At 64.6% G+C, this 25701-nt stretch carries 25 protein-coding genes; 13 read left to right on the top strand and 12 right to left on the bottom strand.

The window, feature by feature from the left end; genetic code table 11:
- Positions 1-15 precede the first annotated feature (15 nt).
- The 5 genes from ABG80_RS05285 to ABG80_RS05305 all read left to right on the top strand — a co-directional run bounded on the left by ABG80_RS05285 (position 16) and on the right by ABG80_RS05305 (position 5029).
- On the top strand, positions 16-855 hold the full coding sequence (locus tag ABG80_RS05285) for a TOBE domain-containing protein (RefSeq protein ID WP_160322445.1): 840 nt from the start codon (positions 16-18) through the stop codon (positions 853-855).
- 21 nt (positions 856-876) lie between these two features.
- Positions 877-1644 (top strand): molybdate ABC transporter substrate-binding protein, encoded by a 768-nt coding sequence (gene modA, locus ABG80_RS05290; protein ID WP_058086706.1) that lies wholly within the window; start codon positions 877-879, stop codon positions 1642-1644.
- The gene (modB, locus tag ABG80_RS05295) at positions 1632-2339 is read left to right on the top strand and encodes a molybdate ABC transporter permease subunit (protein ID WP_058086737.1); all 708 of its coding nucleotides are present in this window, start codon (positions 1632-1634) and stop codon (positions 2337-2339) included. The genes modA and modB overlap by 13 nt, the downstream gene beginning before the upstream one ends.
- 35 nt (positions 2340-2374) lie before the next feature.
- Positions 2375-3508, top strand: a complete 1134-nt coding sequence (modC, locus tag ABG80_RS05300; RefSeq protein WP_058086738.1) for a molybdenum ABC transporter ATP-binding protein — start codon at positions 2375-2377, stop codon at positions 3506-3508.
- 198 nt (positions 3509-3706) lie between these two features.
- Entirely contained in the window at positions 3707-5029 is a 1323-nt protein-coding gene (locus ABG80_RS05305; RefSeq protein WP_058086707.1) for a lipase family protein, read from the top strand.
- A gap of 66 nt (positions 5030-5095) precedes the next feature.
- On the opposite strand, the gene ABG80_RS05310 is transcribed toward ABG80_RS05305, so the two are convergent.
- Positions 5096-5758, bottom strand: coding sequence for a TetR/AcrR family transcriptional regulator (locus ABG80_RS05310; protein WP_058086708.1), 663 nt, complete (start codon positions 5756-5758; stop codon positions 5096-5098).
- A gap of 107 nt (positions 5759-5865) precedes the next feature.
- Between ABG80_RS05310 and ABG80_RS05315 the strand changes: the two genes are divergently transcribed.
- Positions 5866-6510, top strand: a complete 645-nt coding sequence (locus ABG80_RS05315) for a cytochrome b family protein (protein WP_152987472.1) — start codon at positions 5866-5868, stop codon at positions 6508-6510.
- Here the strand turns inward: ABG80_RS05315 and ABG80_RS05320 are convergent.
- The 8 genes from ABG80_RS05320 to ABG80_RS05355 are packed head-to-tail and all read right to left on the bottom strand — an operon-like array spanning position 6494 to position 11652.
- The gene (locus tag ABG80_RS05320; RefSeq protein ID WP_058086739.1) at positions 6494-6976 is read right to left on the bottom strand and encodes a hypothetical protein; all 483 of its coding nucleotides are present in this window, start codon (positions 6974-6976) and stop codon (positions 6494-6496) included. The two genes, ABG80_RS05315 and ABG80_RS05320, sit on opposite strands and share 17 nt — an antisense overlap.
- A 13-nt stretch (positions 6977-6989) precedes the next feature.
- The gene (locus tag ABG80_RS05325; protein WP_058086710.1) at positions 6990-7313 is read right to left on the bottom strand and encodes a (2Fe-2S) ferredoxin domain-containing protein; all 324 of its coding nucleotides are present in this window, start codon (positions 7311-7313) and stop codon (positions 6990-6992) included.
- Positions 7314-7330: 17 nt separating this feature from the next.
- Complete coding sequence (locus ABG80_RS05330) at positions 7331-7630, bottom strand: ferredoxin family protein (RefSeq protein WP_058086711.1); 300 nt, start codon at positions 7628-7630, stop codon at positions 7331-7333.
- A gap of 56 nt (positions 7631-7686) precedes the next feature.
- The gene (locus ABG80_RS23220) at positions 7687-9150 is read right to left on the bottom strand and encodes an Hsp70 family protein (RefSeq protein WP_200964262.1); all 1464 of its coding nucleotides are present in this window, start codon (positions 9148-9150) and stop codon (positions 7687-7689) included.
- A 19-nt stretch (positions 9151-9169) separates the two neighbouring features.
- Positions 9170-9493, bottom strand: a complete 324-nt coding sequence (gene iscA / locus ABG80_RS05340; protein ID WP_058086712.1) for an iron-sulfur cluster assembly protein IscA — start codon at positions 9491-9493, stop codon at positions 9170-9172.
- Between the two features lie 10 nt (positions 9494-9503).
- A complete protein-coding gene (erpA, locus tag ABG80_RS05345; RefSeq protein WP_058086713.1) occupies positions 9504-9878 on the bottom strand; it encodes an iron-sulfur cluster insertion protein ErpA in 375 nt (124 codons plus the stop codon).
- 49 nt (positions 9879-9927) lie between these two features.
- Positions 9928-10374 carry a Fe-S cluster assembly scaffold IscU gene (gene iscU / locus ABG80_RS05350; protein ID WP_058086714.1) on the bottom strand — a complete coding sequence of 149 codons (447 nt, stop codon included), beginning with the start codon at positions 10372-10374 and terminating at the stop codon, positions 9928-9930.
- A 48-nt stretch (positions 10375-10422) separates the two neighbouring features.
- Positions 10423-11652 (bottom strand): IscS subfamily cysteine desulfurase, encoded by a 1230-nt coding sequence (locus ABG80_RS05355; RefSeq protein WP_058086715.1) that lies wholly within the window; start codon positions 11650-11652, stop codon positions 10423-10425.
- A gap of 238 nt (positions 11653-11890) precedes the next feature.
- Between ABG80_RS05355 and ABG80_RS05360 the strand changes: the two genes are divergently transcribed.
- Complete coding sequence (locus ABG80_RS05360) at positions 11891-13144, top strand: alpha/beta fold hydrolase (protein WP_160322446.1); 1254 nt, start codon at positions 11891-11893, stop codon at positions 13142-13144.
- A gap of 65 nt (positions 13145-13209) precedes the next feature.
- On the opposite strand, the gene ABG80_RS05365 is transcribed toward ABG80_RS05360, so the two are convergent.
- The 3 genes from ABG80_RS05365 to ABG80_RS05375 form a co-directional block, all read right to left on the bottom strand.
- Positions 13210-14376 carry a methyltransferase domain-containing protein gene (locus ABG80_RS05365; protein WP_058086717.1) on the bottom strand — a complete coding sequence of 389 codons (1167 nt, stop codon included), beginning with the start codon at positions 14374-14376 and terminating at the stop codon, positions 13210-13212.
- A gap of 110 nt (positions 14377-14486) precedes the next feature.
- Positions 14487-16694, bottom strand: a complete 2208-nt coding sequence (gene katG, locus ABG80_RS05370; protein WP_058086718.1) for a catalase/peroxidase HPI — start codon at positions 16692-16694, stop codon at positions 14487-14489.
- Positions 16695-17061: 367 nt separating this feature from the next.
- Positions 17062-17337: a helix-turn-helix domain-containing protein gene (locus ABG80_RS05375; RefSeq protein WP_321166032.1), complete on the bottom strand. Its 276-nt coding sequence runs from the start codon at positions 17335-17337 to the stop codon at positions 17062-17064.
- Positions 17338-17409: 72 nt separating this feature from the next.
- Between ABG80_RS05375 and ABG80_RS05380 the strand changes: the two genes are divergently transcribed.
- The 6 genes from ABG80_RS05380 to ABG80_RS05400 form a co-directional block, all read left to right on the top strand.
- A complete protein-coding gene (locus tag ABG80_RS05380; protein ID WP_058086720.1) occupies positions 17410-18444 on the top strand; it encodes an NACHT domain-containing protein in 1035 nt (344 codons plus the stop codon).
- A complete protein-coding gene (locus ABG80_RS05385; protein ID WP_058086721.1) occupies positions 18441-18626 on the top strand; it encodes a hypothetical protein in 186 nt (61 codons plus the stop codon). Before ABG80_RS05380 ends, ABG80_RS05385 begins: the two co-directional genes overlap by 4 nt.
- Positions 18627-18863: 237 nt before the next feature.
- Positions 18864-21158 carry a type I secretion system permease/ATPase gene (locus ABG80_RS05390; RefSeq protein ID WP_407638731.1) on the top strand — a complete coding sequence of 765 codons (2295 nt, stop codon included), beginning with the start codon at positions 18864-18866 and terminating at the stop codon, positions 21156-21158.
- Complete coding sequence (locus ABG80_RS05395; protein ID WP_058086723.1) at positions 21155-22696, top strand: HlyD family type I secretion periplasmic adaptor subunit; 1542 nt, start codon at positions 21155-21157, stop codon at positions 22694-22696. Before ABG80_RS05390 ends, ABG80_RS05395 begins: the two co-directional genes overlap by 4 nt.
- Entirely contained in the window at positions 22697-23170 is a 474-nt protein-coding gene (locus ABG80_RS21880; RefSeq protein ID WP_152987473.1) for a hypothetical protein, read from the top strand. It abuts the gene before it with no gap.
- Positions 23171-23183: 13 nt separating this feature from the next.
- The coding region (locus tag ABG80_RS05400) for a calcium-binding protein (RefSeq protein WP_152987474.1) at positions 23184-25701 on the top strand (2518 nt) is incomplete at its 3' end.

A 25701-nucleotide genomic window follows, 5' to 3' on the forward strand; every position in this document is an offset into this window, starting at 1 on the left:
CCATCGGCACCCAAAATGCCAAGAACCTCCAGAGCGTCCAAGCCGCCTGACACCCCTGTGGCCTTGCAAGGCCGCCTGGAACTGATCAGCGGTGGCGCCACCCTGCTGGCCGATGCCCGCATCCGCCTGCTCGAAGCCATTGACGAGCAGGGCTCGATCTCCCGGGCGGCGCCCCTGGTGCCGCTCTCCTACAAGGGGGCCTGGGACGCGATCGAGGCGATGAACAACCTGTCCACCGAGTCGCTCGTCGAGCGGTCTACGGGTGGTCGCCATGGTGGTGGCGCGGTCCTCACAGCGCATGGCCGGCGCATGGTCGAGCTCTACCGTGCGATGGAAGGCGAGTGCCAGCTCGCTCTGGCGCGCCTGCTGTCACGTGGCATGGAAGGCGCCGATTCGGACGCCGGGGCGTTCGCCTGCTTCCTGCGCAACATGGCCCTGCGCACGAGCGCCCGCAACCAGTTTCTGTGCACGGTGGTCTCGCTGGAGCCGACCGATGTCGATGTGTTGCTGCACCTCAGCCTGGATGGCGATCAGCCCCTGTCGGTGCTCGTGACGCAAGCGTCCGTCGAGCGCCTGGGCATCCGCGAAGGCATGTCGCTGATGGTGCTCGTCAAGGCATCCGCCGTCGGGCTGGGGCGTCGAGCCCCCGTCGCGCGCAGCGACCAGAACACCTTGTGGGGAACGGTCACCGGGATCATCGAAGGCGCACAGCGCTGCGAGGTCACCGTGCAGGTGGGCGCCCATCGTTTCATCACCGCCGTGCTGACGGCCAGCGATGCGCAACGCGTGCAACCCGAAGTGGGTGAGCGGCTGTGCGCGCTTTTCTCGCCTTCGTCCCCGCTTGTCTCACTCTGACGCAGTCCCTGCACCGACACCATGATTCAAAGCGGTTCCTTCCGCTCCGTTGTCCTGGCTGCCCTGGGTGGCCTGTCGCTGCTGAGTGCCCCCTGTTTCGCCGATGAAGTCCAGGTCGCCGTGGCGGCCAACTTCGCGGGCCCCTTCCAGCAGATCGCCGCAGGCTTCGCCACCGCAACCGGCCACCAGGCCGTCGTTTCGACGGGCTCGACCGGCAAGTTCCACTCGCAGATCAGCAACGGTGCACCCTTTGCCGTGCTGATCGCCGCCGACGACGAAACCCCGGCCAAGCTCATCAGCGAGGGCTTGGCCGTCAAGGGCTCGTCCTTCACCTATGCCGTGGGAAAGCTGGTGCTCTGGAGCGCCAAGCCCGGCTACGTGGACGCCAAGGGCGAGGTGCTCAAGGCGGGTGACTTCCAGCACCTGGCTGTGGCCAACCCCAAGCTTGCTCCTTATGGGGCGGCCGCGATGCAAGCGCTGAACAAGCTGGGCCTGGCCGATAAGCTCGCGCCACGCATCGTGCAGGGCGAGAACATCGGCCAGGCTCAGCAGTTCGTGGCCACGGGCAACGCCGAGTTGGGCTTCGTGGCCTGGTCCCAGGTGGCAATCCCGGGCAAAGTGCCCACCGGTTCATGGTGGCTGGTGCCCGCACAACTGCACACCCCGATCCGTCAGAACGCGGTGCTCTTGACGCGCGGTGTGAACCAGGCGGCCGCTCAGGCTTTGATCAAGTACCTGCAGTCGGACGCGGCCAAGTCCGTGATCCAGGCCTGGGGATACGGCCTGTGAACCCAGCCGACTGGCAAGCCCTGAAGCTCACGGCCCAGCTGGCCGGGCTCACGACCGTGTTGTTGTTGCTCGTGGGCACGCCCATTGCCTGGTGGCTGGCGCACACGCGCTCTCGTCTCAAAGGGGTGGTGGGCGCCGTGGTGGCCTTGCCGCTGGTGCTGCCCCCCACGGTCATTGGCTTTTACCTGCTGCTGCTGCTGGGTCCGCATGGCGCGGTGGGCAAGGCCATGCAGTCCCTGGGGCTGGGCCTCCTGCCCTTCACGTTCGCGGGTCTGGTGGTGGCGTCGGTGCTGCACTCCATGCCGTTCGTCGTGCAGCCTTTGCAGCAGGCTTTCGAGGCCATCGGCTCGCGACCGCTGGAAGTGGCGGCCACGCTTCGGGCGTCGCCCTGGGACCGATTCCTGAGCGTGGCGCTGCCCCTGGCGCGTCCCGGCTTTCTCACGGCTGCGGTGCTGGGCTTTGCGCACACCGTGGGCGAGTTCGGCGTGGTGTTGATGATCGGCGGCAACATCCCCGGCCGCACGCAGGTGCTCTCGGTGGCGCTGTATGGCCACGTCGAAGCTCAGGAGTGGGCCCTGGCCCATTGGCTGGCCGGCGGCATGGTGGCCTTTGGCTTCGGCGTGATGTGGCTGCTTTACGCCTTGAACGGCCGGGGTGGCCGCGCGCTGCGCGGCTTGAGCGGGACCCCTACATGAGCCAGTCCGCTGCCTCCACCCGTCGCCTGTCGCCCATGACCCCAGCGAGCGATGCCGGGCAGGCGCCGGCCATCGAGGCCCGCCTGCGCTTGAGCCGGCCGGGCTTTGCCCTGGACGTGAACCTGAAGCTGCCCGGACAAGGCATCTCCGTGTTGCTGGGCCCATCGGGGTGCGGCAAGACCACCGTGCTGCGCTGCCTGGCTGGCCTGGAGCAGGCGCAGGGCAGCGTGAGCGTGGCGGGCCAGGCCTGGCAGGACGATGAACGCAGGTGGCACCTGCCCACCCACCGCCGTCCCCTGGGCATGGTCTTTCAGGAGGCCAGCCTGTTTGCACACCTGTCGGTCCAGGACAACCTGCTGTACGGCTTTCGGCGCATCCCGCTTGCGCAACGGCGCATCCAGCCCGATCAAGCCATCGCCTTGCTGGGCATCGGCCACCTGATGGACCGATCGTCGGCGGGCTTGTCAGGCGGCGAACGGCAGCGTGTGGCCATTGCCCGGGCGCTGCTGACCAGCCCGGACTTGTTGCTGATGGACGAGCCCCTGTCGGCGCTCGATGCGGCCCGCAAGGCAGAGGTGCTGCCCTACCTTGCGAGCTTGAGTGACAGCGGTGTGCCCATCGTTTACGTGACCCATTCCTTGGACGAGGCCGCTCGCCTGGCCGACCACCTGGTGTTGCTGCGCGAAGGGCGCGTTGAAATGGCGGGCGCGGCCGATGAAGTCATGGCGCGGCCAGACTGCCCTCTAGCGCGCTTCGACGATGCTTGCGCCATCCTCCATGCCACCGTGGTCGAGCGGGAGCCAGAGCCCGGTCTGTCCAGGCTGAGGCTGGGTTGCATCAACGGCGGTGGCGATGGCCAGTCGGGCGCGGAGCTTTGGGTGGGCGGCTGCACCGGCGCCATCGGCGAGAGGGTGCGGGTGAGGGTGCTGGCGCGCGACGTCAGCGTGGCACTCAGCCAACCGGTGGACAGCAGCATCCTCAACATCCTGCCCGCCACGGTGGATGCGCTGCACGACGAAGATGCCGCCAGCGTGATGCTGCGGCTGACGCTGAGCGATGGCAGCGCTTTGCTGGCTCGCCTGACGCGGCGATCGGTGGTCGCCCTGAGCTTGAGGCCCGGTCTGGCCGTGCATGCGCAGATCAAGGGGGCTGCCTTGCTGCGGGGTTGAGAGGCTGACAGGCTGAGGAGCATTTCACGATCTTTGCGGGTTTGTCCGCCGTTCATGTTGGTGCCGGCGGATTCGGTCTAACCCTGGTTCTGGTCGCTCGGGCCAATTGGTGGCCGTTCAAGCAAATGCATTCAAGAGGTCGGCGGCAGAAACTGTTTTCACGACAGGCCACTGCCAGTCATAAACCCGGAGACCAAGATGCGATTTCGCCTGAGCAAACAAAGCCTGCTGCTGAGCGCAGCACAAGCCGCCGTCACCGCACTCATGCTGCCGAGCATGGCGAGCGCGGCCACGCCCGACCCCTTCTACCAGTACACCGGCAGCACCCCATTGGCCGACATCGCGCCGGGCACCGTCCTCAAGAGCCGCACGATCTCGGTCTACATCGCCGGCATCAAGACCTCGATGCAGGCCACCCAGCTCGTGTACCGCTCGACCGACGCCAAGCTGCGCCCGACCTCCAACGTGACCACCATCTTCGCGCCCGACTGCGCCAAGGTCAGTTGCGCGAACAAGAACAAGGTCATTTCGTATCAGTCGTTCTACGACTCGCTGAACCCGGAGGACGGCCCTTCGCGTGCCTACGCTGGCGGCAAGCGCCTGCCTGACCTCTTGCCTGCCGTCGAGACCGTGCTGTTCGGCACCTACGTCAAGAAGGGCTACACCGTTGTCATCTCCGACACGGAAGGTCAGGGCGCGAACTTCGCTGCGGGCCCCGAGTACGGCTACAACACGCTGGATTCGATCCGCGCGACCTTCAACGCTCCCCAGATCGGCCTGGGCCGCGATGCCAAGGTCGTGATGATGGGCTATTCGGGCGGTGCCATCGCCACGGAGTGGGCGGCCGAGCTGGCACCCAGCTACGCCCCCGACCTCAAGCCCAACCTGATCGGCGCGGCCTTCGGCGGCACGCTGGTGAGCCCCGAGCACAACCTGACCTACGTCGAAGGCACGCCCATCTGGGGCGGTGTGCTGCCGATGGCGGTCATTGGCGTCTCGCGCTCCTATGACATCGACATCCAGAAGTACCTGACCCCGCGCGGCCTGGAGGTCTACAACAAGATGCAAAAGGCATCGATCGCCTATGTGCTGGGTCAGTACAGCCGGGTGACCTGGAAAGACCTGGTCAAGCCCGAGTTCCAGGATCGCACCAAGATCAAGGAATACGTGGAAGCGGTCAACAAGGTCATCATGGGCACCGGCGGCACGCCCGAGATCCCGCTGCAGATCGGTCAAGGCACCGGCGGCATCTGGGAAGGCACCAAGCCCTCTCCGGTTTGGGGTGCCGGTGATGGCGTGATGCTGGCGGGTGACGTCCGCACGCTGGCTCGCCAGTACTGCGCTCAAGGTGTGCCCGTTCAGCACAAGGAATGGGGCACCAGCCACTTCACCACCATGCTGAACTGGCTGCCCTGGGCCACCTCCTGGATCGACGACCGATTCGCTGGCAAGGCCGCGCCCCAGAACTGCTCCAGCATCGCTGTGGGCAATCCGCTGACGCCCCTCGTCTACAAGCCCTGACGTGAGCAGCGGCTGAGGCCGCACACCAGGTGACAAGGCCAGCGCGTGCAGACGCGCTGGCCTTTCTCATTTCGTTGAGCGGTTTGCGGGGGCGGTTTTTCGAGGCGCTGCGCGCCGAAAGCCATCGACCAGGGCGTCGAGCGTGGCCTGCAGCTCCCGCCGTGCTGAGCGTGGGCCCACGCCCCATTGCACCAGTTGCCCGTCCACGTGCATGCGTGCCATGCCGTAGACGGTGCTGCGCAGCATCAGCGCCAGGCGATCGGCTGCCACATTGTCTTGAAGGTCGCCTTCAAGCTGCGCTTGCTTGACGAGTGAAACGGTGCGGTCCCGCACCGCCTGGAAGTGCGCTTGCAGCGATGGCGAGGCGTTGAAGTCATACAAGCGCCGCGCCGACACCAGCCTGAACGAAGTCGGGTTTTGCAACGCCCAGGCCAGGAAGCTGTGCCCCATGGTGCGCAGCCGCTCGATGGCTGAGGCTGGCGCGCGATGCAGGTCGCGATCGACCATCAACCTCAGGCGCACGGTGGCCTCTTCGGCGATGGCGGTCATCAAGGCGGCGTGATCGGCGAAGTGCCGGAATGGCGCCCCCGAGGACACGCCGATGCGCCTTGCCACTTCTCGCAAGCTGACGCGTTCGTCGCCTGACTCCTCTGCCAGCAGCAAGGCGGTGTCGATGACGGCTTGGCGGAGGTTGCCGTGGTGGTATCGCTTCGGGCGGTTGTCTGGCATGGCAAGGCGGGTGGATGAATGTCAATGTAAGCAGTGTGCATTCTGGCTTCTCGTTGAACCCCGTTGCGGTCAGGATGTCAGCCATCGTCACCCACACTTGAACAGCCATGCCGGATTCATCGCCACCCGCCTCCCGTCAACGGTCACGGGGCTCAGCTGCCTCGCCCTGGCGCCTGTGGGCCTGGGGGACGGTGTCGCTCGCGCTGCTGACCGTGTCCATGTTGCTGGCGCAGCCTGATGCAGAGGGCGCGCGCAGGCTCATCCGGCTGACGGCTCGGCTGTCGCTGGTGCTGTTCCTGCTGGCCTTTGTCGCCTCGGCGTGGTGGCGCCGTTGGCCTGGTGCCATGAGTGCTGCGCTGATGCGGCACCGTCGGCAGGTGGGCTTGTTGTTCGCCACGTCGCACGCGTGTCACGCTGTGGGCATTGCCTGCCTGGCGATGTGGGCTGAACCCGCGTTGTGGGCGGAGCTCACGCCTCAGCTCAGTCGTTGGCTCGGTGGCGCGGGTTACGTGGCCGTGGCGCTGATGGCGTTGACATCCTTTGACGCAGCGGTGCACAAGTTGGGACGCGCGCGCTGGCAGGCCTTGCACCGAGTGTGTGGCCACGTCATCTGGCTGGTGTTCGTGCTGTCTTGCCTCAAGCGGGTGGGGGCTGCGCCGGTTTACGCTTTGCCCTTGCTGCTCCTGGTGGGCGCGATGCTCTTGCGGCAGTGGCCGTTGCGCCGCGAGGAGGCGCTCAGGCCGCTCCCTTGAGCAGGGCGTCGATCACGCCAGCGCCGGTGCCCCCGGTGGGATCGAGCTCCTGAACCTTGCGCAGGTAGGCCCGGGCGCCCAACGCGTCGCGCCGCCGAAGGCGGATGAAGGCCAGTGCCTTGAGCGTGAAAAGCCAAAAGCGCGCGGGTCCAGGCGATTGAAAATCGGCCATGCCCGCGTCCACTTGTTGCCAGGTGCCTGGCAAACCTGCTTGCATGGCCGCCACGTCCAGGCCTTTGAGCGCGGCGAACTCGGCCTGGGCTGTGTCACCGTGCCGAGCGTGGCACTTGTAGAGAAGGTAGTACAGCGCCGGGCAGTCTGGTGCGCAGACCTGGGCCGTCCACAGCAGGGCCAGTGCGCGCTGGGGGTTGGGCTCCTGGCGTGCTTCGTCGACCAGGTGGCGCACCTGTGGCGGCACCTCACCGCCGAAGAGCTCGTTGGACGATTCGCCGGTGAACAGGTTCACTTGGCCCACCCGATCACCAGGTGCCGGCCGAGGCGGCCAGCCGGGTCACGACTTCGCCGCCCAGCAGGTGCTTCTCGAAGATCTCGGGCACGTCTTCCGGCTTGACCCGGCTGTAGAGCACGCTGTCGGGGAAGACGACGACGTTGACGCCGCCATCGCATGGCCCCAGGCAGCCCGAGTAGGTCACGCCCACCTGGTCATAGGCTTGCCTGGCCTGCAGTTGCTGCCAGAAGGCCTGCAGCACGGCCTGGCTGCCTTGCGCGGCGCAACAACCGCGCGGGTGCCCAGGCGGGCGCTGTTGTGAGCAGACGAAGACGCTGCGTTCAGGTCGGGACATGGGGGCTCCAGCGGCTTTCAGCCGAACGTGAAAAGGATGCCGTGGCCGCCGCGCGGGTACTCCCAGGCGACGTTGGCATGCTCTGAACAAATGATCCGGCAGCTGCCACATTCCAGGCAGCCATCGGTGATGAGGGTCACGGAACCATTGCCCTCGGCCTTGTAGCAACTGGCCGGGCAGACGAAGGTGCAGCTGCGGTCCTGGCAGGTGCTGCGGCAGACCTCGGCATCCTTGATCTGTATGTGGGGGCGGCCGGCATCGACCTTGTAGCGGTTCTGAAAGAGCTTGTCTTCCACGTTGACGGAGATGGGGGTCATGTCGAGGGCTCCTGTCGTGTCGTCGTCAGGTTGGGGTCAGCGCGTGGCAGTGCGGATCAGCGGAAAGCGCGCCAGAGCTTGAAGGCGTCGCCCACCAGGCCGGTGAAGCTGCGCGCCGCCCGGAAGCTCGAGAACACCTCGCGCTCCTTGGTCTTCTTGTCGACGTTGTCGACCGTGACCATGGTGCGCGCTGCCTTGTTGAGCAGCTCGGGGTAGGTGGTGAAGAACTGCGGGTTCTCGTGGAAGACCTTGGGCATGTCGCGGTACTTCTTGAGGTCCTTCATGACGAAGGATTCGTCGAGTGCCTTCTGGTAGGCCTTGAGCGTGGCTTCGTTGAGCGTCTTGCCGGCGGCCTTGGCATTGATCACGGTCTCGGCGGCCAGGCGGCCGGTGGTCATGGCCAGGTTGGAGCCCTCGCGGTGCACGGCGTTGACGAAGCCACCCGAGTCACCGACGATCATCCAGCCGTTGCCATGCACCTTGGGGACGGCAAAGAAGCCGCCTTCGGGGATCAGGTGAGCGCAGTACTCTTTCATCTCTCCGCCTTCGATCAGCGGTGCCACGGATGGGTGGCGCTTGAGGTTCTCCAGCAGCTGGTAAGGCGAGGTCTTGTTTTCGTTCTTCTTGAAGTCCGAGAGCATGCAGCCGATGCCGATGGTGTCTTCGAGTGTGATCTGCGCGTCCTTGATCGCCCGCTTGGTGGCGCTGAGCGTGCGCTGCACCAGCGGCCTGACCAGCTCGCCGAAGGCCTCGCCCGTCAGGGTCTGGCCGCACACGTCCACGGCGTCGAAGGATGAGAGCGCCTCCTTGGCCGCGCGGGCACTGATGAGCAGGTGCTGCTGCGTGATGGCGTCCAGAGCGGGCCAGTCCAGGCCCTGCTGGTCGGCCAGCCAAAGCGCCACGCTGCGGTCGAAATCGTCGCCGCCCAGGGCCGAGTCCCCGCCCGTCGAGCAGACCTCGAAGACCCCCTGGCTCAAGCGCAGCACCTGCAGGCCTGCGAGCCTGGCGGCGTCTTTCGTGGCTTGGCGCTGCGCGTCGTCGAAGTAGGCCGGCACGGTGATGACCACGCCGGTGAGCTCACCGCCCAGCGAGCCTTCCGCCCTGGCCCGCAGGCTTCGCAGGATGTCGGCCGACACCTCCACCGGTGAGCGCAGGCCGGCCGCCGTCTGCACACCCACCATGCCGGGCTGCTCGACGATGGCGTAAGGCGGCCTGCCGGCGCGGACCACGTCGGCGTGGCTGCGCCCCATCAGTCGCTTGATGGAGGCGATGGTGTTGAGGGGGTCTTGTGCCTGGCGGGCCACGGCGTCGGCCCCGACGATGGGCGGCTCGTCTGGCGCGCGGTAATGCACCACCGACGGCAACAGCACCCGTCCTTGCTCGTCGGGCAGGGCCCGGGGCAAGGCGCTGCTCACGCTGGCCACCAGCGAGTGGGTGGTGCCCAGGTCGATGCCGGCGGCGAGCCGGTGCTGGTGCGGGGCGGCGCTCTGGCCGGGTTCGGCGATCTGCAGCAGCGCCATGGCGTGCCCCTTGTTGAGTTCAGACAGCGAAGCTTTCGCCACAGCCGCAGTTGGCCTTGGCGTTCGGGTTGTGGAACTTGAATCCCTCGTTGAGCCCTTCGCGAACGAAGTCCAGCTCGGTGCCATCGAGGAAGGGCAGGCTGCGTGCGTCCACCAACAGCTTCAGGCCATGGCTGTCGAACACCTGGTCCTCGGGCAGGGCCTCGTCGGCGAACTCGATGGCATATGCCAGGCCCGAGCAGCCGCTGGTCTTGACGGCCAGGCGCAGGCCCACGCCCTTGCTGCGCTTGTTCAGCGATCTCTCGATGTGGCGGGCGGCGTTGTCGGTCAGGGTGACGGCCATTTGGTCCTCCTCACATCGAGAACGAGCTGCCGCAGCCACAGGTGGTCTGCGCGTTCGGGTTGTGGATGACGAAGCGCGAGCCTTCCAGGCCGTCCTCGTAGTCGATGTCGGCACCCAGCAGGTACTGCATGCTCATCATGTCGACCACCATGCTCACGCCGTCCTTGTCGATGCGGGTGTCGTCTTCGTTGACCTGGTCGTCGAAGGCGAAGCCGTAAGAGAAGCCCGAGCAGCCCCCACCCGTCACGTACAGACGCAGTTTGAGTTGAGGGTTTCCTTCATCGGCGATGAGTTCGGCCACCTTCGCGGCCGCAGCACTGCTGAACTGAATGGGCGCGGCCGGGGGCGGTGCGGCCGTGGTGGGGGTGAGGGTGGTGGTGTCCATGGCGGCTCCTTCGTGGAAGATCGGTGGGACGGTGGGGGGAAGTCGGTGGTCAGGAGGGTTGGCAGGCGGTTTGCTCGGGCAGCGTCACGCTTGTGGCGCCGAGCGTTGCCGGGTCGGCCAGGCGCGATCGGTAGTCGGCCACGGCGGCCTTGATCGCGTCTTCGGCCAGGATGGAGCAGTGGATCTTCACGGGCGGCAGGGCCAGCTCCTCCGCGATCTGCGTGTTCTGAATGGCCAGTGCTTCGTTGAGCGTTTTGCCGCGCACCCACTCGGTCACCAGCGAACTCGACGCAATCGCCGAGCCGCAGCCGTAGGTCTTGAAGCGCGCGTCTTCGATCACGCCCGTGGCGGGGTTGACCTTGATCTGCAGCTTCATGACGTCGCCGCATGCGGGGGCGCCCACCATGCCGGTGGCCACGCCTTCTTCGTCGGCCGAGAAGGAGCCGACGTTGCGGGGGTTCTCGTAGTGGTCGATGACTTTGTCGCTGTAGGCCATGTTGGGGCTCCGGTGGTTCGATGTTCGTGGGGTGGTGCAGCGCTGCTGTCAGTGCGCGGCCCACTGGATGGCGTCAAGGTCGATGCCGGCACGCACCATGTCCCACAGCGGGCTCATGTCGCGCAACCTGTTCACGACCTCGCGCACGCGGCCGATGGTGAAGTCGATCTCCTCGGCGGTGGTGAAGCGACCGATGGAAAAGCGCACCGAGCTGTGGGCGAGTTCGTCGCTGCGACCCATCGCGCGCAGCACGTAGCTGGGCTCCAGGCTGGCCGAGGTGCAGGCCGATCCCGACGACACGGCGATGTCCTTCATGCCCATCAACAGCGACTCGCCCTCGACGTAGTTGAAGCTGACGTTGAGGTGGCCCGGCGCGCGGCGTTCGGTGTGGCCGTTGAGCGCCACCGCATCGATGCCCTGCAGGCCGCGCCACAGGCGTTCCCGCAGGCTGACGAGCCGCTCGATTTCGGTGTTCATTTCGCGGGCGGCGATGTAGAAGGCCTCGCCCATGCCGACGATCTGGTGCGTGGGCAGCGTGCCCGAGCGCATGCCACGCTCGTGGCCGCCGCCATGCATCAGCGCCTCGATGCGCACGCGGGGTTTGCGCTGCACGTACAGCGCACCGATGCCCTTGGGGCCATAGGTCTTGTGGGCCGACATCGACATCAGGTCGATGGGCAGGCGATCAAGGTCGATGGCGACCTTGCCCGTGGCCTGGGCGGCATCCACGTGCAAGAGCACCCCTTTGCTGCGGCACAGGGCGCCCAGTCGCGCGATGTCCTGGATCACACCGGTCTCGTTGTTGACGAACATGACCGAGGCCAGCACGGTGTCGGGCCGGATCGCCTCGGCGAAGCGGTCCATGTCGACCAGGCCATCGGCCTCGACCGGCACCACCGTGACCTCCCAGCCCAGCCGCTCCATCTCGCGCATGGTGTCGAGCACGGCCTTGTGTTCGGTGGCCAGCGTCACCAGGTGGCGGCCCTTTTGTTGGTAGAACGTGGCCGCACCCTTGATGGCCAGGTTGTTGCTCTCTGTTGCGCCGGAAGTCCAGACGATTTCCCGTGGATCGGCTCCAATCAGGTAGGCCACTTGTTCGCGGGCGATCTCGACGGCTTCTTCCGCTGCCCACCCATAGGCATGAGAGCGGCTGGCCGGGTTGCCAAAGCGCTCGGTGAGGTAGGGCATCATCTTGTTTGCCACACGCGGGTCCACAGGCGTGGTGGCAGCGTAGTCCAGGTAAACCGGATGGGGGTGCGGGGGCGGAGGGAAGTTCATGGGCAAGCCTTCCTGAGGGTGGGGCGGGGCCGGTGGTCTTGCCCTTCATTGCAAACGCGGTGCCACGTCCGCATCGCGTGTGACCGAAGTGGGTTTCCCCTGGGAAAAGCGCTCCATCAACCGGCGCACAGCACCGATTGGGTGGTGTCAGCCGTGTGGGGTTTGTCGGTTTTGTTGTCGTGTTGTGGGCCCCTTGTCTCGCCATGTGGGTCAGGGGCAGCTCATCAGGAGGGTGGATGTGAGAGCGTGGATTCGACGTGGTTTGGTGGTCTCGGTGCTGGGCCTGCTGGCCGGCCTGGCGGGCGCTGCCGAGCCCTGGCCTGTCTTGCAGGCTTCGGCGCAGGCGCTGGCGCGTCACCCCGTGGTGGACGAGGCCCGCTTCGCCGGCCAGGGTTGGGCGGACATCGAGCAGGCCAACTCGGCCCTGGCATCGGTGCAGGTGGACCACTTCGAGGGGGTGCCCACAGGTTGGTTGGGCCGGCCGGTGCGCATCCACCACCGCGCGTACGTGTTGCCGGCAGACCAGGAGCGGGGCGCCGTGGTCATCGTGCCGGGCTTCACCGAGGGCCTGGTCATCTACCAGGAGGTCATCCACGACCTGCTGAACAACGGGTGGTCGGTCTACGTTCACGACCACCGCAACCAGGGGTTCTCAACGCGGCTCATCGAGGGCGAAGATGGCCGAGACAAAGGCCATGTCGATCGCTTCGACAACCTGGTCGCTGACCTGGAGCGCTTCGTCGCCGAGGTTCAACGCTTGCGCGCCGACCCGCAGCGGGCCCACAAGCCCTGGGTGCTGCTGGCGCATTCGATGGGTGGGGCGGTGTCGGCCCTGCACCTGGCTCGCCAGGCAGGCCAGACGCCGTTTCGAGCGGCTGCGCTGGTCACCCCCATGATGGAGCCCACCGTGGCGCCCAACAATTCCAGCCGTTGGGGCGACCAAGCCCTGCGGCGCTGGTGCCATGCTGGCTCCATGCCTTTCTTTTTCGACTGGCCCGTGCTGTCGAGCACGCGTGTGCAGGGCGGCACCTTCGAGCAGGAGTGGCGCCGCTACCGCGAGATGCTCGATCGCGTCAGCCACCCGCAGACCCACAGCGTGGTGCGCCACGACGTGCGCTGGCTCAACCGGGCTTCGCGTTGTGAAGGCGAGCACTGTGGCCACGACGACGCCCGGGTGGCCGGGGCCACGCTGGGCTGGGTGGACGAGGCATGCGCCGGGGCGGCGCAAGCACGGGGGGCTGGGGCTTCGCGCATTGCCGTGCCGGTGCTGGTGCTGCAAGGCGGCGAGGACGTGGTGGTCGAGCCCTCAGCCCAGCAGGAGTTTTGCGACAACGTCAACGCCGGCAAAACGGAAGCAGACCCGGGGCGCTGCACGGGGTTGCGCCTGCCTGAGGCCCGCCATGGGCTGCTGGTGGAAGTCGATCGCCTCAGGCGGCCTGCCCTGGTTCAGGTCCTGAACTTCTGGGACGAGACCATTGCGCCACGTCCTTGAGCCCACGCCGGGTGCCTGGTGACCCTGCAGCCGATGATGACGCTTGGCTGCTTCGCAGGGCCGGCTCAGCGCTGCCAGAGCACCAGGTGCCCGTGCAGGGGTTGGTCTTTGTCGCGTCGGATGACCGTGGGCTCGTGGGCGAGCACCTGGAATCCGTGCTGTTGAGCCAGTTTGTGCAGGTGGGCCTCGGCGTGCGAATACCGGCCTGATCGTTCCAGGCGATGACCGCGCTCGAGGTCGGCTGGTGTGGGTGCCAAGCGCGATGCCGCCATGTCCTCCACGGTGAAGGCGAACAAGCCGCCGTGGCTGAGCAGGCGATGGGCCTGGGCCACCACCTCGTCGATTTTGCCCACGTAGATGAACACGTCCGTCGCGATGACGGTGTCCGCGCTGCCGCTTTCGGCTTGTTGCAGGTGTTGCAGCACGTCTGCGCAAACCAGCTGGGTGTAGTCCCCGCGAGCGTGAGCCTGGCGCAACATCTTCTCGGACAGGTCTACACCCACCAGCGACTGCGCCCGGCCGGCCAGGGCCTCGGCCACCAGGCCTGTGCCGCAACCCAGGTCGACCACGCGCCAGGCGTGCTGCTCGGGGGCGTGTCGTTCCAGCAGCCCGACGATGTCTGCGGGCGCACGGTAGCCCAACTCGTGCTGGAGGTGGTGGTCGAACTGCTCGGCGTAGTGGTCGAACAGGCGCACGACGTAGGCGCTGGGCGCCGCATCTGTCTGGTTGCTCTCGAGCATGTCGACCTGGTGTCGCACATAGTCGTCGTTGGGCGCGGCCTTGAGCTTGCGCTTGAGCAGGGGCAGCAAATCCTGCGGACGGTCCTGTTTTTCGACCAGGCGGATCAGGTTGTCCAGCGCTGCTTCGAAACTTGCGTTGACCTCGCTGGCATGCTGGTAGCAAGACTGCGCCAGGTCCAGGCGGTGGAATTCTTCAAAGAGGGCGCCCAGGTTGTTGAAGGCCTCGGCGTCCTGGGGCATCAGCTTGCAGGCCTGCTGCATCGGCTGCAGCGCCTCCTCTTTGCGGCCTTGCCGACTGAGGATCAGACCCAGGGCCTTCCAGGCGAAGCCGTGCTTGGGAGCGCGCTCGGAAAGCGACCGCGCAGCGCGCTCTGCCTCAGGCATGCGACCCTGCTGGAACAAGGACAGGATGAGCTTTTGCTCCAGCTCCAGGTTGACGGGGGGAGGCGTCAGGGGCCGGCTGAAGATGTTGGGTGTCTGAGGCTGGGACATGGGTGCAGGCTGGCAAGAGGCTGCCGATACTGCACCAAAAATCCACCCCTGTGTATCAGGACGCACGGCAGCCCTCCCGCGCTCCGGGGGGCGCCGTGCCTGGCCTGACGTCAGGCCGCGTCGAAGCGGTCGAGGTTCATCACCTTGACCCAGGCGGCCACGAAGTCATCGATGAACTTGACCTGGGCATCGCTGCTGGCGTAGACCTCGGCGAGCGCGCGCAGTTGGGAGTTCGAGCCGAAGACGAGGTCGACCACCGTGGCCGTCCACTTCACCGCCCCCGTCTTGCGATCGCGCCCTTCGAGCACGCTGGCATCGGCGCTTGAACGCTGCCAGGTGGTGCCCATGTCCAGCACGTTGACAAAGAAGTCGTTGCTCAGCGTGCCTGGGCGCTGGGTGAACACGCCGTGCTTCGTGCCTGCGGTGTTGGCGCCGAGGGCGCGCAGGCCACCGACGAGCACCGTCATCTCGGGCGCGCTCAGCGTCAGCAGCTGGGCTTTGTCGATCAGCAGCTCGGCGGCAGCGGCTTCCCAGTCCTTCCTGGTGAAGTTGCGGAAGCCATCGGCGCGGGGCTCCAGCACGGCGAAGGACTCGACGTCGGTCTGCGCCTGCGAGGCGTCCATGCGACCCGGTGTGAACGGCACGTGCACGGCGTGGCCCGCCTGTTTGGCGGCGGCTTCCACGGCGGCGTTGCCGGCCAGCACGATCAGGTCGGCCAGCGACACACGCTTGCCATCGGTGGCCTGGGCGTTGAAGGCCTGCTGGATGGCTTCGAGCTTGGCCAGCACCTTGGCGAGCTGGGCCGGCTGGTTGGCCTCCCAGTCTTTCTGCGGCGCCAGTCGGATGCGCGCACCGTTGGCGCCGCCGCGTTTGTCGCTGCCGCGGAAGGTCGAGGCCGAGGCCCAGGCGGTACCCACCAGCTCGGCCGTGCTCAGACCCGAAGCCAGCACCTCGGCCTTGAGGCGGGTCACGTCGGCGGCGTCCACCAGCTTGTGGTCGACGGCCGGGATCGGGTCTTGCCAGATGAGTTCTTCTTTTGGCACCAGCTTGCCCAGGTAGCGTGCACGCGGGCCCATGTCACGGTGGGTGAGCTTGAACCAGGCGCGGGCAAAAGCGTCGGCGAACTCGGCCGGGTTCTGGTGGAAGCGGCACGAGATCTTTTCGTAGGCCGGGTCAAAGCGCAGCGACAGGTCGGCCGTGGTCATCATCGGCGCGTGCTTTTTCGAGGGGTCGTGCGCGTCGGGGATCATGTGCTCGGGCTTGACGTCCTTGGCCACCCACTGGTGAGCGCCAGCCGGGCTCTTGGTGAGCTCCCATTCGTAGCCGAAGAGCATGTCGAAGTAGCCGTTGTCCCAGGTCGTGGGGTTGGGCTTCCAGGCCCCTTCGATGCCGCTGGTGGTGATGTGCACGCCTTTGCCCGAGCCCAGCTGGTTGATCCAGCCCAGGCCCATGGCTTCCACCGGGGCGGCCTCGGGTTCGGGCCCCACCAGGCTCGGGTCGCCCGCGCCGTGCGCCTTGCCGAAGGTGTGGCCACCTGCCACCAGGGCCACGGTTTCTTCGTCGTTCATGGCCATGCGGGCGAAGGTCTCGCGCACGTCGCGGCCGGATGCCACCGGGTCGGGGTTGCCGTCCGGGCCTTCGGGGTTCACGTAGATCAGACCCATCTGCACGGCGGCCAGCGGGTTGGCCAGCTCGCGCTCACCCGAGTAGCGGCTGTTGCCTTCCTTGCTGCTGGCCAGCCACTTGGCTTCGGGGCCCCAGTCGATGTCGATCTCGGGCTCCCAGATGTCGGGGCGGCCACCGGCAAAGCCGAAGGTCTTGAACCCCATGGACTCGAGCGCCACGTTGCCGGTCAGGATGAAGAGGTCTGCCCAGGACAGGTGGCGGCCGTACTTCTGCTTGATGGGCCACAGCAGGCGCCGGGCCTTGTCGAGGTTGCCGTTGTCGGGCCAGCTGTTGAGGGGCGCAAAGCGCTGGTTGCCGGTGCCCGCGCCGCCGCGTCCGTCCTGGATGCGGTAGGTGCCGGCGGCGTGCCAGGCCATGCGGATGAACAGGCCGCCGTAGTGACCCCAGTCGGCAGGCCACCAGTCCTGCGAGTCGGTCATCAGGGCCTTGAGGTCGGCGACGACGGCGTCGAGGTCGAGCTTCTTGAAAGCTTCCGAATAGTCGAAGTCCTCACCCATCGGGTTGGACTGAGGGCCCTGCTGGTGCAGGATGGCCAGGTTGAGCTGGTTGGGCCACCAGTCGCGGTTGCCGCGCACGGCCTGGGTGGCGGGCTTGTGGGCGCCAGAGAACGGGCACTTGGCTTCTTGGGTCATGTTCTTCTCCTGTGAGGGGCCGGGATTCAGGAACTGAGTCTAGGCAGCCGCACCCAGGGCGGCAAACCAAGGATTTCAATCACCGCGATAGCCGCCGGCCTTTGCATGACGCGCTCCAGCAGCTTCCCGGGCCGGTGGGCTCCTGTCGACTTTCGTTCAATCCTGTAGCCCCGAATGAGCTGAATCAAGCACTTGGCGACGACTGATTTCTTCAGTTTCGTCGCCTGTGTTCGTTCAGTTCTGTACTTTTCCGGATTTCGTGTCGCTCAGTTCCGTATCTTTCGGACGCGAGGCGAAATCGATGTCATCCCCAGGCGAGGTGCGCCTGGCTGGGCTTTGGTTTTGGTTTGCTTGCCGCCTAGGAAGGTCAGCGCGTCGACTCTTGTGCTGCCGGAGCAGCCTGCCCCGCAGGATCAAAAAGCGACTGGACCGGCACGCCAACGCTGTCTGCCAGCGCATGAATCATGGTCAGCGTCGGGTTGGCCTTGCCGGTTTCGATCCGACTCATGTACGTGCGAAACAGGCCGCAGCGGTCGGCCAAGTCCTCCTGCGTCATGCCTTTGGCTTGACGCAGTTCCCTGATCCTTTGACCGAAAGCCTGTTGAGGAGAGTGCCGCACAGCGCGACTCTCCAAGTCGTACACTCATTCGTACACACACTAATTCGCACATTCGGGGTTGTGCAACGCCCCGCTGTGCCACAACGGGAGTTTGAAATGAGTGACCAGGAAGGGCTGCAGGAGCGCCCGGCGATGACGTTGCAGTCGGCAGCGTTGGTTTATGCGGGCCTGTTGATCGTCTGTCGAGGCTTGTGCGACCCCATGCTGCCCTCGACCAGCAACAGCGAAGACATCCTTCGCACTTTCCGCGTGCGCCTGGAGCAAGCCGTCGCGACCTTACGCCGCGGCTCGGCGGACCGGCAACTGGTCCTGCTGCTCGACGCGATCGATAACGCCAGCGAAATCGCTCGTGATCGCCATCAGGACTCGTTCCCGCGCCTGTTGCTGCAGAGCTTGGAGCACGGCGCAGCGATCGCCGGTCTGCAGGTGGTCGTAAGTGCCCGAACACACCGGCGGCTCGCGGCGACCGGCGAGATCTCCGCCGAAGAGGTCGAATTAGCGCCGTTCGTCGAGCGGGAGACACGTGCGTTCCTGCGCGCACGCTTGAGCAAGCTGACCGAGACTATGGTCCAGGTAGGTCAGGCACGGTCCAAAGGCAACGCTCGTGTGCTGGAAACCCCGCATCTGCGAGTCGACTGGCGCTTCAACGGTGTGCGCTTTTGCATGCTGCACCAGTGCATGCTGGAGGATGTCTGCGCGGTTTGTTCCAGCCCGCTGAGGATGCCATTCGACATGGCTGAGTCGGGCCCGAGCGGTGAGGGGACTGCCTACCTCAGGCAATGCCAAACATGTGGTCATGACCTGGCCGATGTCCAGACCGTCGATCACGTTGACATGCGCTTTGAGTTGACCAGCTACGAAGCATCGTTGTTGCGGCACGGCGTGGCCATGATGGCCGCGCTCTATCACGACCGATGTGACATTGCGGACGGAGGGAGCGGCGCTCGCTTCAAGGTGAGGCTGCGTGACCTTTGGCGGATGCAGATGCTTCCGATTCGGGTCCCGCACTTGTGTGCTGATCTCATGCGGGAGCGGATAGCGAGTCCGTTCGCAAGCGATCAAGGTGGACAGATGCCGGCTGCCGCGGCAGATGAGGGTGCGGCAATCAACGAACAAGGAACTTTGCTGTGAAAGACGATGAACTGGATCTCACCGTGGCCTTGCGCAAACTCAGGGAGCTGTCGCTCGAAGATGGTGACATCGGTTATGCCTACTGGACGGCCGTGGCGAAACTGCTGGCTTCGGTGCCTGATATGCGTGCGCGCATTGAGCAACTGGAGCAGCAACTGCGCAGCAGGCAACGCAAGCGGTGAACCTTGTGTGATTGGCCGACTACCTATGGCCTTACCAAGCTTGCGTTCTTGAGGTCAGAGCCTTGATAAGCCAAGGTGCGGTGTGTACCGATGTCGTTGCGAGGGTCTCTGTTTAGGAGGCGATGTAGTCGTCTCCGCGGAGGCGGGAGATGGCCCCTTTGTTTGGAGTGTTGACCGAAGTTGTAACATCCGATACGCTAAATTGACAATTAGAAAGTTATCAAAGTAGGTCCAGGGATGGGACGCAGTACCACGGTGCAGTCAACGACCGCGATGTCCGATGCTTTGCCTCCAGACGAGGGTGGCTCGCCGCAGGCATCGGCGCTTCATGCGCTGTGTTTTTTGGCACGCCTGCACCACATCGCAGCCGACCCGGGCCTGCTTGCGCATGAATTCGGCCTGACCGCCTCCAGTTCAGTTTCAGACGCCGAACTGCTGCTGGCCGCCCAGCACGTTGGCCTCAAGGCCAAGCTCAGCCAGACCACCGGCTCACGTTTATCGCTCGCCGCTTTACCCGCCCTGGCGCGCATCCGCGCCGACGATGGCACCGAGCGCTGGGTGCTGCTCGCCCAATGCGACGGCCAGCGTGTGCTTTACCAAGACCCGTCAGCCGAAGGCGGTGGCCGCCCCACCATCGAGCCCATGGAGGCCTTTGTTGCCCGCTGGGCCCCGGCTGGCAATCCATCTGGCTCCGGCACCTTGCTGCTGGCCACCAGCCGCGCCAGCCTCGTCGGCGCCCTCGCCAAGTTCGACTTCAGCTGGTTCATCCCCAGCATCGTCAAGCATCGCAAGCTGCTGGGTGAGGTGCTGCTGGTTTCCTTCTTCCTGCAACTCTTCGCCCTGGTCAGCCCGCTGTTCTTCCAGGTCGTCATGGACAAGGTGCTGGTGCACCGGGGACTGACCACGCTGGACGTGCTCGTCATCGGTCTGGTCGTGGTCGTCGTTTTCGAGTCACTGCTGACAGGCCTGCGCGCCTACGTCTTCAGCCACACCACCAGCCGCATGGACGTCGAGTTGGGCTCTCGGCTGTTTCGCCACCTGCTGCAGTTGCCCCTGGCCTACTTCCAGGCCCGCCGCGTCGGTGACTCCGTGGCCCGCGTGCGCGAGCTCGAGAACATCCGCAGCTTCCTCACCGGCCAGGCCCTGACCCTGGTGCTGGACGTGCTCTTCTCGGTGCTCTTCATCGCCGTGATGCTGCTCTACAGCTGGCAGCTCACCCTCATCGTGCTGCTGAGCCTGCCGCTGTACACCCTGCTCACGCTGGTGGTCGTGCCGATCCTGCGCGGGCGATTGAACGAGAAGTTCGCCCGCGGGGCGGAAAACCAGTCCCTGCTGGTCGAGACCATCACCGGCATCCAGACCGTCAAGGCCAACGCGCTGGAGCCCCAGATGGCGCGCCGCTGGGACAACCAGCTCGCCGCCTACGTGTCGGCCAGCTTCAAGACGCAAACGCTCGCCACCTGGGCCCACGAGGGCATCAACCTGATTGGCAAGCTCATCAACGCCGCCACGTTGTGGTTCGGCGCCAAGCTGGTGATGGACCAGGAGCTCACCGTCGGCCAGTTCGTGGCCTTCAACATGTTCGCCGGTCGCGTGTCACAGCCCATCATGCGCATGGCCCAGATGTGGACCGACTTCCAGCAAACGGGCATCTCCATGGAGCGCCTGGGCGACATCCTCAACACACGCACCGAGGTGCCGCCCAGCACCGCCGCCCAGCTGCCCCAGCTCAAGGGCCGCATCACGCTGGACAACGTCACCTTCCGCTACCGCCCCGAAGCCGCCCCCGTGCTGCACGACGTGAGCCTGGACATGCGCGCCGGCGAAGTCATCGGCATCGTGGGGCGCTCGGGCTCGGGCAAGAGCACCCTGACCAAGCTGGTGCAGCGCCTGTACGTGCCCGAGCAGGGCCGGGTGCAGGTCGACGGCATCGACATCAGCCTGGTGGACGCGGCGCAGCTGCGCCGCCAGGTGGGCGTGGTGCTGCAGGACAACTTCCTGTTCAACCGCAGCGTGCGCGAGAACATCGCCGTGGCCGACCCGGCCGCGCCGCTCGAAGCCATCATGCACGCCGCCCGACTAGCCGGCGCCCACGACTTCATCAGCGAGCTGGCCGAGGGTTATGACACGGTGGTGGGCGAGCAAGGCGCGTCGCTGTCGGGCGGGCAGCGCCAGCGCATCGCGATTGCGCGGGCGCTGTTCACCAACCCGCGCGTGCTGATTTTTGATGAGGCAACCTCGGCCCTGGACTACGAGAGCGAGGCCATCATCCAGCGCAACATGGCCGCCATCTGCAAGGGGCGCACCGTGATCATCATCGCCCACCGCCTCAGCGCCGTGCGCCATGCCAACCGCATCGTGGCCATGGAGAAGGGGCGCATCGTCGAGGCGGGGCCTCATGAGGTGCTGATTCAAAGGCCCAAGGGGCTTTACGCCTACCTGTGGCGCATGCAGCAGCAAGGCGGCAGCGAAGGAGATCCGCCGCCAAGTGGCGGGCCGCTGGCGCCCGCAACACCGGGGGGCCAGGCATGAGCACCACCACCCCACCCATCACGCCTGGATCGCCGGGCAACCCCGGTGGCGACTCAAAGCCTCCACAGCGCCATCCCTTCTTGGAGTTGCTGCAACGCTACCGCTCCGTGGTGCAGGCCGCCTGGGCCCACCGCCATGAACTGGCCGGCCCCGCCCGCATGGCCGACGAGGCCGCCTTCTTGCCCGCGGCGCTGAGCCTGCAGGCCACGCCGCCCCACCCAGCCCCGCGCCGCGCGCTGTGGGCCATCATGGCGCTCTTCACCATCGCGCTGCTGTGGGCCTGCATCGGCCAAGTCGACATCGTGGCCGTGGCGCCAGGGCGCATCGTGGTGAGCGACGGCACCAAGCTCATCCAGCCGCTCGAAGCCAGCGTGGTCAAGGCCATCCACGTCAAGGATGGCGACAAGGTGCAAGCCGGTCAGGTGCTCATCGAGCTCGACCCCACCAGTGCCCAGGCGGACAACAGCCGGGTCAGCCAGGAGCGCTCAGGCGCCCTCTCAGAAGCGTGGCGAACACAGGCGCTGCTGACAGCCTTGCGTGAGCGTGGCACCAAAGCCCCTGTGCTGCCTGAAGAAGCCCGCCAGGCCAGCAACGCCCTGAGCCCAGACGAGCGCGAGCTCATGCGCAGCCAGCTCGACGCCGAGTGGCGCGACACGCAGGCCCAGCTCGCGCGCCTGCAGGCCGACATCGACACCCGCCAGGCCGAGCTGCAAACCGTCAAGGAGCAGATCGAGAAGCTCCAAGCCACGCTGCCCATCGTGCGCAAGCGCGAGGACGACTTCCAGACCCTGCAAGCCCAGGGCTTCGTGAGCCAGCACGCAGGCCAGGACCGCACCCAGGCGCGCATCGAGATGGAACGTGACCTGGCCACCCAGCGCGCCCGCCTGGTCGAGGTCAAGGCCGCCATCGCGCAGGCCGAGCACAACCACGCGGCTTGGCGCACCGAAGCACTCAAGACGCTGAGCGAGCGGCACGCCAAGGCTGACCTGCAAGCGCGCTCGCTGCAGGCCGAGGGCACCAAGACCGGCCAGCGCGAGCAACTCACCACGCTGCGCGCGCCGGTGAGCGGCACCGTGCAGCAGCGCGCCGTGCACACCACCGGCGGCGTGGTCACCCCCGCGCAGGTGCTCATGGTGGTGGTGCCCGACGCCGCGCAGGTCACCGCCGAGGTGACGCTGGAGAACAAGGACGTGGGGTTTGTGCACCTGGGGCAGGAAGCGGCCATCAAGCTGGAGACGTTTCCTTTCACGCGCTACGGCACGGTGGAGGCCAAGGTGACGACCATCACGGCCGACGCGGTGATGAAGGAGCCCAGCGTGCAGCCCGGCAAGGATGGCAAGGCGGTTGCGTCGGGTGGGGCGGTCTTCCCCGCCACGCTCACGCTGGCGGCGCATGCCATTGATGTGGATGGCAAGGCGATTCGGCTGGCGCCGGGGATGAACCTCACGGCAGAGATCAAGACCGGGAAGAGGCGGGTCATTGAATACCTGCTCAGTCCCGTGCAGTCGCATGTTTCAGAAAGTCTTAAGGAGCGATGAATGAAAACACACCTAACGACGGCGATTTTTCTTGCGGGGGTTTTTATGACAGGTTGCGTTGATGCTCAAAAAGATTGGGCGGAAGATTTTTTCCAAGATATGCGCTCCGCAGAGGCGGAAAAAGGTATAGACAAAAACAAAGAAATTGCTGACAAATATTTTCCGCCGGACATGAAAATTGAAGATGCCAACAAAAAGCTGCGCCATTTAGCATCGCACGGCTTTGATGTAAAGGAATACAGGCATAGCTGGGCAAGAGTTTGGCCAGCAGGGCCAAAAGTTCAATACAAAGATGACGAGACCGGCAGGAATTTAAAAAATACAATACCTGAGAATACGGCTCTTATTGTTGCTGAGAAAGCCTTCTTTTCACCGCCTTCGCCGGTGAGAAAAAAAATATCCGTAAAAATAACACAAAACATAGCAGCGAACTCAACCGCTACCGAAGTAAAAATTTGGTCTGACTTTATTTAAAAAGGGGTGGGTCATGGAAAAAATTGAAGTCGGATATGCCGCCGCATTTCTTGTGGGTGGGCTGGGCATCAAGCATAAATATATTGTTTACACAGACTCCAATGGGCAGCAGTTTTACGCGCGAGGAGGCCCAGGTTATTTTGGGCCGGGCGCTGCTCAAGGCGGCCGAAACGAGCTGGCCCTCTCTGTTTTTGGGAACGTAACAACGGAATCGGGGGCCTACACCAGCGGCACGCCGGACTGGGATTCTGCGCGTGACCCGTTGAACCCTGACCCCACGCTCACTCCGCACCCAAGGGAAACAATCCTTGATGGGAATGATCTCTCCGGGTATTGGGAGAGTATTAAAAACACAATGCAGAGAGTCAATCAGGTAGATGTACCTTATAACCCCTTAAGCTCAAATTCAAACGCAGCAGTGGACGAGGCATTACGCGAAGCGCAACTGCCGTCTCCTGCTCTTGATGGCCCAGAAAACTATTGGTCCCCTGGATCCGACTATGACCTTCCAGGCGGCAATGTTCAAGGTGTAGCAGACGCCGACAAAGTTTGGTCTGACTTCCAGCGTTGGCTAAATAACAACGATCGCTTGCAGGATTTTACTGATCAAATTGACGAGGGGGTCCGAGAAACCTTGTTGGACCTCAGTAGGTGGCTTCAAAATTCCCCATCAAAGATTGATCAAATATTTAGGGAGGCAGTATCTATCGCTGCTAGAGACCCTTTGGCGATAGATTTAGATGGCGATCAAATCGAGACTGTCGCGATCAACCCAGCTGCTCCGATTCTCTTTGATCACAATGGTGACGGGATCAAAACCTCAACCGGCTGGCTGAAGGGGGATGATGCTTGGCTCGTCCATGACATCAACAACAACGGCACCATCGATTCCGGTAAGGAACTCCTTGGTGTGGATACCGACATCACTATTGGCGGAATTACCCGCAAAGCAGCCTCGGGTTTCGAGGCATTGGCTGCATTAGATGGAAATGGCGACCACGTCTTCAACGCTGATGACGCCGCTTTCACCACACTTCGACTTTGGCAGGATCTGAACCAGAACGGGATATCCGAAGCAAATGAACTCAGCACCCTTGCGTCCAAGGGCATCATCAGCATCGACCTGACCTACACGTCCGCGAACGAGAACCTGGGAGGTGGCAACAGTATCACCGGCAAAGCCACCGTCACGCGCACCACGGGCACCACTGAGCTTGACAGCGTCATCGTCACTAACGACTCCGCCGCCAACCTGAACTTGGCGGACAACCCCTTCTATTCCGAACTGCCGTCCGTGCCTGTGACGAACACAGCTGGAGAGTTGCCAGAAATGCGTGGCAGTGGGATGGTGAACAGCCTGCGTCAGGCCATGAGCCTTGACACCGGGGCAGCCACAGCACTGAGCACCACCGTTGCGGCGTTCGCCCAGGGGCAAACGCGTGATGCACAAATGGCTGTGCTGGACAATTTGCTTCAGCAGTGGGGCGCAACGTCCTCATTTGTCACCAGCAGCCCATTCTTGGGTGGCGACGGCATCACGCAGACGGGCTACAACGCAAGCTTGCCTCATGCCGCCGCCATCAAGACGTTCGCGGAGCAGAATCCCACCCTGTTTGCAAAGATCATCACCTTAGAGCGCTTCAACGGAACCAATGCGTTGACTCAGCTGATCGGTCGCTGGGGCGCCAACTTGCCCGGACAGGTTACCGCTGCTTTGGAGGCGTCGTACAAGGCACTTCAGGATTCTGTCTACTATGGCCTGGCGGCTCAGACACGTTTGAAGTCCTATTTCGATGCGATTTCAGTTGAGGTCACCAGTGCATCGATTGAGTTCAGCTCATCAGGCGTAACTGCGCTGCTGAACTCGCTCAAGCAATCCGACGAACGCGCGGCCATGCTGGATTTGGTCGATCTCGCGCATTTCAGCAACGCGGTATTCAAAACTGTAGGTTTGGACGCCAGAGCGCTTTTGGCAGACTGGCTATCTGCTCTGCCTTCGGATTCGACCCTCCACGATCTGAACTGGACTGAACTGCTGGGGAGGGCCACTAGCGGTGACGATTTCTTGATCGGCGGGCGGCCTGTCGAGACCATCAACGCGGGGCTAGGCAACGATTGGATATATGGCGGCCTGGGTAACGACTACCTTCTGAGTGACCTGGGCAGCGACACTTTGCATGGCGGTGGCGGTGACGACACGATTCGCGTCACTAATGCTGGCTCGAATCACATCTACGGTGGTGAAGGCAAGGATACGATCGAGTATGGTGCTGCCAGCAGTGCAAATTGGATTGAAGGTGGCGCAGGTAACGACACGATCAGTGCGATTGAAGGTTATCACCCTGCCTCGCAGGTCAACACCTTTGTTGGCGGAGCCGGCAATGACTTCATCACCGCATACCAGTCTGCAGATACCTACATTTTCAACCGGGGTGATGGCGCAGACACCATCTGGGACTATGGCTCTGTTCGAAACGGCATCCTCCCAAGTGACGACACCATTTCTTTTGGTGACGGCATCAGTGTGTCAG

It is taken from the genome of Aquabacterium parvum (assembly GCF_001447195.1).
Classification (GTDB): Bacteria; Pseudomonadota; Gammaproteobacteria; order Burkholderiales; family Burkholderiaceae_C; genus Aquabacterium; species Aquabacterium parvum.

Coding starts and splice junctions, on each gene's coding strand:
- ABG80_RS21880 (WP_152987473.1), top strand. CDS start 22,697: ATGAAAACACACCTAACGACGGCGATTTTTCTTGCGGGGGTTTTTATG.
- iscA (WP_058086712.1), bottom strand. CDS start 9,493: ATGGCCGTCACCCTGACCGACAACGCCGCCCGCCACATCGAGAGATCG.
- ABG80_RS05315 (WP_152987472.1), top strand. CDS start 5,866: ATGCCGGATTCATCGCCACCCGCCTCCCGTCAACGGTCACGGGGCTCA.
- ABG80_RS05305 (WP_058086707.1), top strand. CDS start 3,707: ATGCGATTTCGCCTGAGCAAACAAAGCCTGCTGCTGAGCGCAGCACAA.
- iscU (WP_058086714.1), bottom strand. CDS start 10,374: ATGGCCTACAGCGACAAAGTCATCGACCACTACGAGAACCCCCGCAAC.
- ABG80_RS05380 (WP_058086720.1), top strand. CDS start 17,410: ATGAGTGACCAGGAAGGGCTGCAGGAGCGCCCGGCGATGACGTTGCAG.
- ABG80_RS05365 (WP_058086717.1), bottom strand. CDS start 14,376: ATGTCCCAGCCTCAGACACCCAACATCTTCAGCCGGCCCCTGACGCCT.
- ABG80_RS05285 (WP_160322445.1), top strand. CDS start 16: ATGCCAAGAACCTCCAGAGCGTCCAAGCCGCCTGACACCCCTGTGGCC.
- katG (WP_058086718.1), bottom strand. CDS start 16,694: ATGACCCAAGAAGCCAAGTGCCCGTTCTCTGGCGCCCACAAGCCCGCC.
- modC (WP_058086738.1), top strand. CDS start 2,375: ATGACCCCAGCGAGCGATGCCGGGCAGGCGCCGGCCATCGAGGCCCGC.
- ABG80_RS05325 (WP_058086710.1), bottom strand. CDS start 7,313: ATGTCCCGACCTGAACGCAGCGTCTTCGTCTGCTCACAACAGCGCCCG.
- ABG80_RS05310 (WP_058086708.1), bottom strand. CDS start 5,758: ATGCCAGACAACCGCCCGAAGCGATACCACCACGGCAACCTCCGCCAA.
- ABG80_RS23220 (WP_200964262.1), bottom strand. CDS start 9,150: ATGGCGCTGCTGCAGATCGCCGAACCCGGCCAGAGCGCCGCCCCGCAC.
- ABG80_RS05355 (WP_058086715.1), bottom strand. CDS start 11,652: ATGAACTTCCCTCCGCCCCCGCACCCCCATCCGGTTTACCTGGACTAC.
- ABG80_RS05390 (WP_407638731.1), top strand. CDS start 18,864: ATGGGACGCAGTACCACGGTGCAGTCAACGACCGCGATGTCCGATGCT.
- erpA (WP_058086713.1), bottom strand. CDS start 9,878: ATGGACACCACCACCCTCACCCCCACCACGGCCGCACCGCCCCCGGCC.
- modA (WP_058086706.1), top strand. CDS start 877: ATGATTCAAAGCGGTTCCTTCCGCTCCGTTGTCCTGGCTGCCCTGGGT.
- ABG80_RS05330 (WP_058086711.1), bottom strand. CDS start 7,630: ATGACCCCCATCTCCGTCAACGTGGAAGACAAGCTCTTTCAGAACCGC.
- ABG80_RS05395 (WP_058086723.1), top strand. CDS start 21,155: ATGAGCACCACCACCCCACCCATCACGCCTGGATCGCCGGGCAACCCC.